At 53.3% G+C, this 6350-nt stretch carries 9 protein-coding genes and 1 riboswitch; of the genes, 7 read left to right on the top strand and 2 right to left on the bottom strand.

The features are described from left to right. The coding region (locus J1785_RS04460; protein ID WP_217218900.1) for a gluconeogenesis factor YvcK family protein at window positions 1-906 on the bottom strand (906 nt) is incomplete at its 3' end. Here J1785_RS04460 and J1785_RS04455 point away from each other — a divergent pair. The 7 genes from J1785_RS04455 to J1785_RS04425 all read left to right on the top strand — a co-directional run bounded on the left by J1785_RS04455 (window position 891) and on the right by J1785_RS04425 (window position 4854). Continuing rightward, window positions 891-1214: a hypothetical protein gene (locus J1785_RS04455; protein ID WP_165385158.1), complete on the top strand. Its 324-nt coding sequence runs from the start codon at window positions 891-893 to the stop codon at window positions 1212-1214. The two genes, J1785_RS04460 and J1785_RS04455, sit on opposite strands and share 16 nt — an antisense overlap. Next, window positions 1170-1327, top strand: a riboswitch (molybdenum cofactor riboswitch). It overlaps the preceding gene by 45 nt. Continuing rightward, complete coding sequence (gene moaA / locus J1785_RS04450) at window positions 1317-2303, top strand: GTP 3',8-cyclase MoaA (protein WP_217218899.1); 987 nt, start codon at window positions 1317-1319, stop codon at window positions 2301-2303. Its footprint overlaps the riboswitch before it by 11 nt. Window positions 2304-2334: 31 nt before the next feature. Continuing rightward, a complete protein-coding gene (gene moaB / locus J1785_RS04445) occupies window positions 2335-2847 on the top strand; it encodes a molybdenum cofactor biosynthesis protein B (protein ID WP_129951963.1) in 513 nt (170 codons plus the stop codon). 2 nt (window positions 2848-2849) lie between these two features. After that, a complete protein-coding gene (moaC, locus tag J1785_RS04440) occupies window positions 2850-3329 on the top strand; it encodes a cyclic pyranopterin monophosphate synthase MoaC (RefSeq protein WP_129951962.1) in 480 nt (159 codons plus the stop codon). Next, entirely contained in the window at window positions 3326-3571 is a 246-nt protein-coding gene (moaD, locus tag J1785_RS04435; protein WP_129951961.1) for a molybdopterin synthase sulfur carrier subunit, read from the top strand. Before moaC ends, moaD begins: the two co-directional genes overlap by 4 nt. 1 nt (window position 3572) lies before the next feature. After that, complete coding sequence (gene moaE, locus J1785_RS04430; protein WP_129951960.1) at window positions 3573-4025, top strand: molybdopterin synthase catalytic subunit MoaE; 453 nt, start codon at window positions 3573-3575, stop codon at window positions 4023-4025. Between the two features lie 118 nt (window positions 4026-4143). Beyond that, entirely contained in the window at window positions 4144-4854 is a 711-nt protein-coding gene (locus tag J1785_RS04425; RefSeq protein ID WP_129951959.1) for a Bax inhibitor-1/YccA family protein, read from the top strand. A 104-nt stretch (window positions 4855-4958) separates the two neighbouring features. Here J1785_RS04425 and mdtG read toward each other — a convergent pair whose 3' ends face one another. Beyond that, window positions 4959-6161 carry a multidrug efflux MFS transporter MdtG gene (gene mdtG, locus J1785_RS04420; protein WP_129951958.1) on the bottom strand — a complete coding sequence of 401 codons (1203 nt, stop codon included), beginning with the start codon at window positions 6159-6161 and terminating at the stop codon, window positions 4959-4961. Window positions 6162-6350: the final 189 nt, after the last annotated feature.

Genomic DNA, 6350 nt, shown 5'->3' with positions numbered 1-6350 from the left:
GATCATTTTTTGCAGCGTCTCGTCAATCGCCATCCGCAACATGTCGCGGTCATGACGATAGGGCACATCACTGGCTTCGAGCGGGCTTTGAATAATCAGATGTTCAGCGGCGCTGCTGCCGATGTTGACTTTAGGCCCGACAATGGCGGCATCGGCGCGGCGGCCGATACGCTTCTCGATCATATCCAGTTTGTCATCCAGCGTCAGCGAGGCGGCGGCGACACTCAGTTCTTTCCCCAGATTTCCGATATACACGATATGCGCCCGGCTGCGGCGCAGCGCGGCTGTCATATCATTCATCAGTAATAATGGCATCAGGCTGGTAAAGAAACTGCCCGGCCCGATCAGGATCAGATTGGCTTCGGCGATTGCCTGTAACGCTTCCCGGGTAGCGGGCACCTGGGGTTCCAGCAGCAATTCACGCGGTATTTGTGCCAGTTTATCGACGTTCACTTCGCCGTGGACATGTTCACCATTGGCATCAATCGCGGCCAGATCGGCGGGTTGTTCGGACATCGGGATCAATTCTGCGTCAACTTTCAGCAGGCTGCGCACCAGATTGATCGCCTCAAGCGGGCGTACGGTGAGGTGATCCAGCGCACGCAGCATCAGATTGCCAAGATTATGGCCATCCAGTTCGCCCTGGCCGCTGAAACGGTATTCGAACATCGCCGATGCCAGGCTCGGTTCGGTGATCAACTGATTCAGGCAATTGCGCATATCGCCCCAGGCGATGCCGCCAACGGAACGGCGGATACGGCCGGTTGAACCGCCGTTATCGGTGGTGGTGACAATGCCAGTCAGACGCGGGCCTAGCAGCGAAAGTGAAGACATCACCCGGCCCAGCCCGTGCCCTCCGCCTAACGCCACCACCCGGTCGAGGTCAGCTAATGTTCGATTGCGCATGGTTTTCCTTTCAAATGGGGAGCGGCGGGTTTACCTCGTTTTCCAGCGGCGGATTTTACCTAATATTGCAACAAGATGTTACCCCTTCTCGCCACTCTGAGAACATTAAAAACCCGGTGCTTTTGGCATTGAAAATGCTGCCTTTTGTCGTGAAATATCGTTATATATCAAAATACATAACGAAAAACCACCTTGGCGAACGGGACTTTGCGGCGTTAGAATATGCTCCGTTACCCCGTATTCATTATCGCTCCGCTACGGACCGGATGAATCAACTCCTAGCCCTGGTTCCTAAGTTGTTTTTCTGACGTCGTTCCCGCAGAAACAATATGGAGCCCTGGCCGTGACACTATGTCACCAGGGTGCACGGCAGAAATGCCCGCATCTCCCGTATTTGGAAAGGTGTTAAGGTGCTTCAACTTACTGATGCTTTTGCCCGCAAGTTTTATTACTTGCGGCTGTCGATCACTGATGTGTGCAATTTCCGTTGCACCTATTGTCTGCCGGATGGCTATAAGCCGCACGGACACAGCAATAAAAGTTTTCTCTCGCTCGATGAAATCCGTCGGGTCAGCCGTGCGTTCGCCAATCTGGGAACAGAAAAAGTGCGTCTGACCGGTGGAGAACCTTCGCTGCGCCGCGATTTCTGCGAAATCATTGCCGCAGTGCGCGAAAACCCCTCCATTAAAACTCTGGCTGTTACCACCAATGGTTACCGTATGGCGCGTGATATTGCGAAATGGCGCGACGCGGGTCTCACCAATATCAACGTCAGCGTTGACAGTCTCGATGCCCGCCAGTTTCATGCCATCACCGGGCAGGATAAATTTCGCGAGGTTATGGCTGGCATTGATGCTGCTTTTGACGCCGGTTTTAGCAAAGTAAAAGTCAATACCGTGCTGATGCGCGATGTGAATCATGCCAGTCTGAATACCTTCCTCGCGTGGATTAAAACCCGCCCGATCCAGTTACGTTTTATCGAACTGATGGAAACCGGCGACGGGGGTGACCTGTTCCGCAAACACCATATCTCCGGTGAAGTGCTGCGCGAACAGCTGGTGCATCAGGGCTGGCAGTTGCAGCTTCGCTCACGCAGCGACGGCCCCGCGCAGGTATTTAGCCATCCGGATTATCTGGGTGAAATTGGTTTGATCATGCCGTACGAAAAAGATTTCTGCGTCAGTTGCAACCGGCTGCGGGTATCGGCCATCGGCAATCTGCATTTATGTCTTTTCGGCGAGCAGGGTATTCCGCTGCGTGATTTATTAGCCGACGACATGCAGCAGAACGATCTGATGGATCGCATTCAGGGGGGCCTCAGTCGTAAAAAACAGACCCACTTCCTGCATGAAGGCAATACCGGGATCACCCAGAATCTGTCGTTTATCGGCGGCTGAATCCGGTAGTAATCGTTTAAGGAGCAAACTGATGAGCAAAGCCAGTAAAGCGTTTTTGCCGTTATCTGTGGCGATCATGACGGTGTCTGACCGTCGTACTGACGCGGAAGACACGTCCGGGCATTACCTGAAAGAAGCCGTCACCGAAGGCGGCCACCATGTCGTCGCACAGCAAATCGTCAAAGAAAACATTTACAGTATCCGTGCCGTGGTTTCCGCATGGATTGCAGATGAAAAAATCCAGGCGATTCTGATCAACGGAGGCACGGGTTTTAGTGCAGGCAACAATACGCCGGAAGCACTGAAGCCCTTGTTTGACCGTGAAATCGAAGGCTTCGGGGAGCTGTTCCGCATGGTGTCGTTTGAAGATATCGGTACCTCGACCATTCAGTCGCGCGCCATAGGTGGCATTGCCAACCAGACGGTGATTTTCGCCATGCCCGGTTCAACCCGCGCCTGCCAGACCGCCTGGGATAACATCATTGAAGCGCAGCTTGATGCCCGTCAGGGGCCGTGTAATTTCACTCCACATTTGAAGAAATAAGTATGTCTGAACTGACTCATATTAATGCATCCGGTGATGCTCACATGGTGGATGTCTCCGGCAAGGCGGAAACTGTTCGTGAAGCCCGTGCGGAAGCCTTTGTTGAAATGGCTGCCGACACGCTGGCGATGATCATTAACGGCAATCATCACAAAGGTGATGTATTTGCCACGGCGCGTATTGCAGGTATTCAGGCCGCGAAAAAGACCTGGGATCTGATCCCGTTGTGTCATCCGCTGTTGCTGACCAAAGTAGAAGTGACTCTGGAAGCACAACCGGAGCATAACCGCGTGCGTATCGAGTCACGCTGCCGTCTCAGCGGGAAAACCGGGGTGGAAATGGAAGCGCTGACGGCGGCTTCCGTCGCGGCGCTGACTATCTATGACATGTGTAAAGCGGTTCAGAAAGATATGGTGATCGGCCCGATCCGTCTGCTGGAAAAAAGTGGCGGTAAATCAGGCGACTTTAAGGCGGTACTATGATTGATATTTTATTCTTCGCACAGGTGCGTGAACTGACCGGCACCTCCAGCCTGCAACTTCCTGCAGATTTTGCCACGGTGGAAGCGTTACGGGCTGCGCTTACCGGACGGGGAGAACGCTGGGCACTGGCGCTGGAATCAGGAAAATTACTGGTGGCGGTTAACCAGACGCTAACCACGATGGCGCATCCGTTGCGCGCGGGTGATGAAGTGGCGTTCTTCCCGCCGGTGACCGGAGGCTGAGATGGATCAGACGAAAATTGTTGTTGATGCTGCGCCGTTCAGCGTGGGTGATGAATACAACTGGCTGGCGCAATCCGACGCCGACGGTGCTGTTGTCACGTTTACCGGCAAAGTGCGTAACCACAATCTGGGCAGTCATGTCAGTGCCTTAACGCTGGAGCATTATCCGGGCATGACCGAAAAAGCGCTGGCCGAGATTATTGCCGAAGCCCGTAACCGCTGGCCGCTGCAACGCGTGTCGGTTTATCACCGCATCGGGCCGATGTATCCGGGCGATGAAATTGTGTTTGTCGGTGTGACCAGTGCACATCGCGGCATGGCATTCGAAGCCAATGAATTCATTATGGATCACCTGAAAACCCGCGCGCCATTCTGGAAGCGAGAAGCCACGCAAGAGGGGGACCGCTGGGTCGATGCCCGTGACAGCGATAAACAGGCGGCGGCCCGCTGGTAAATAGCATCTCAACCGCACGCAGACCTTCCATGCTTTTCTTCCTATCTGTGATACGCTTTAAAAATCGGGAGGCTGTTTTGGCCTCATTTTTCATCCTCCATGCAAAAGGGTAATCATCATGGATCGATATCCACGCAGTAACGGTTCAATTGTTGAACGCGCGAACACCGGCATTCAGGCGTACATGGCGCAAGTGTATGGCTGGATGTTCTGTGGTTTGCTGCTGACGGCATTTGTGGCCTGGTATGCTTCCGGCTCTGAAAAAATCATGAGCTTTGTTTTCTCAAGCCAGATTACTTTCTTCGGTTTAATTATCGCGCAGCTGGCGCTGGTCTTTGTGATTTCCGGTATGGTGAACCGTCTGAGCGGCACCGTGGCCACCGGTTTGTTCATGCTATATTCCGCACTGACCGGTCTGACACTTTCCAGCATTTTTCTGGTCTACACCGGTGATTCAATTTTCGGAACGTTTATCGTGGCCGCCGGTATGTTTGGCGCGATGAGTGTCTACGGTTATGTGACCAAACGTGACCTGACCGGTATCGGCAGCATGTTATTCATGGCGCTGATTGGTCTGGTGCTGGCCTCACTGGTAAACATGTGGCTGAAAAGCTCCGGCCTTGCGAATATCATTTCGTACGCCGGTGTGCTGATTTTCGTCGGCCTGACCGCGTATGACACGCAGAAGCTGAAAAACATGGGTGCGCAGTTGTCAGAGGATGACCGTGATAACTTCCGTAAATACTCGATTGTTGGCGCGCTGACGCTGTACCTTGATTTCATCAACCTGTTCCTGATGTTGTTGCGGATTTTCGGCAACCGTCGTTAAGGTTTTTGATTTCAAACGATTGAGAGGGACACTGAGAAGTGTCCTTTTTTTTATGCCTGCTGGTGAGGCTTTTTACTCCCTCCCCTGCGAAGGGGAGGAGCAAATCAAACCCTGATCCTTCCCGTCGGCACCTGTCGGAAACTCCACCACACCTGCACTGTGTTGAACAACACCAGAATTGCCGTCACGATAAACACCCACCGGAAGCCGAGCAGGGCAGAAGCACTTGAGCCAATCAAGGGGCCCACCACATTCCCGAGATACATAAACGACTGGTTGTAACCGAATATCCGGCCGGTAACCTGATCACTGCTGTATTTCACCAGCAATGCCTGCACTGCGGGCATCAGTGCACCGTCGCCGAAACCGAGCATGAAACGCAGGATCCCCAGTTGAGTAGGCGTATTAATCAGTGACATCAGGCAGAACAGAATGAAGCAAAAAACCAGCGCAGCAATCAAAATGCGGTGCGCGCCAATGCGGTCGCCGAGCTTGCCGAGTTTCGGTGCGGCCATCAGTGCGGAAACGCCCGGTACAGCGGCGATCACACCACTGATAAAGGCGATATTGCTGGTATCCGATGACAGTTCGCGGATAAACAGCGTCAGAATCGGGCTGATGGAGCCGTTCGCCAGTTGGATCATCATGGTAGTGACGAACAGGCTGATAATCAGCCATGGATAAGGCAGCGTGGTGAAGACTGCTTTACCGCTCAGGCGGTTGGCTTTGGTAACCGGCACCACGCGTTCTTTAATTAAAAATAATGTGATGAGGAAGCTGATAAACAGCATGCCGCTGGTGACGAAAAACACCGTGCGCAGGCCGAGATGGTCGGCCATAAAACCGCCGAGCAGCGGGCCGATAATCACGCCGGATACCTGGCCGGTAGACAGCGTACCCAGCGCCCAGCCACTTTTATCACGCGGCACCTGTGAGGCGACCAGCGCCATTGCGTTCGGAATATACCCGGATGTCAGCCCCATCAGTGTGCGCAAAATGAAAAGCTGCCAGACGTTGGTGGCGAACCCCTGCAACATCATGACAATTGCCATACCCAGCGCGGCACGCAGCAACATCAGTTTACGACCTTTGCGGTCTGCCAGGCTGCCCCACAAGGGCGCAACGACGGCGGAAACCAGGAACGTGCCACTGAATACCAGCCCTGACCACAGGCTCAGGGACTCATGAGACGTGACGCCAAGCTGTTCGATGTAAAGCGGTAAAAAAGGCAGGATCTGACTCATCGCCATGCCGGTGAAAAAACAGCCCAGCCAGACGGAGATTAAATTTACTTTCCAGGTTTCCATGTTGCAGCGATGTGGCCTTATGGACAGAGGAGTGAGAGAAAAGAAGCATAGCAATCAAATCTGTGAAGTGGAGCGCAAAAAGTGGGAACCCATTCATCAGCTTTATAATTGATTATCCTGTATCAAAGTTTCGGATTATCGCGGCAGATTATATGGCCTGAATTTGTTACCAGAGTCTGCGGCTGTAAC

Origin of the sequence: Rahnella perminowiae, assembly GCF_019049755.1 — a bacterium.
Taxonomy (GTDB): Bacteria; Pseudomonadota; Gammaproteobacteria; order Enterobacterales; family Enterobacteriaceae; genus Rahnella; species Rahnella perminowiae.
This window is presented reverse-complemented; position numbering and strand designations above follow the sequence as displayed.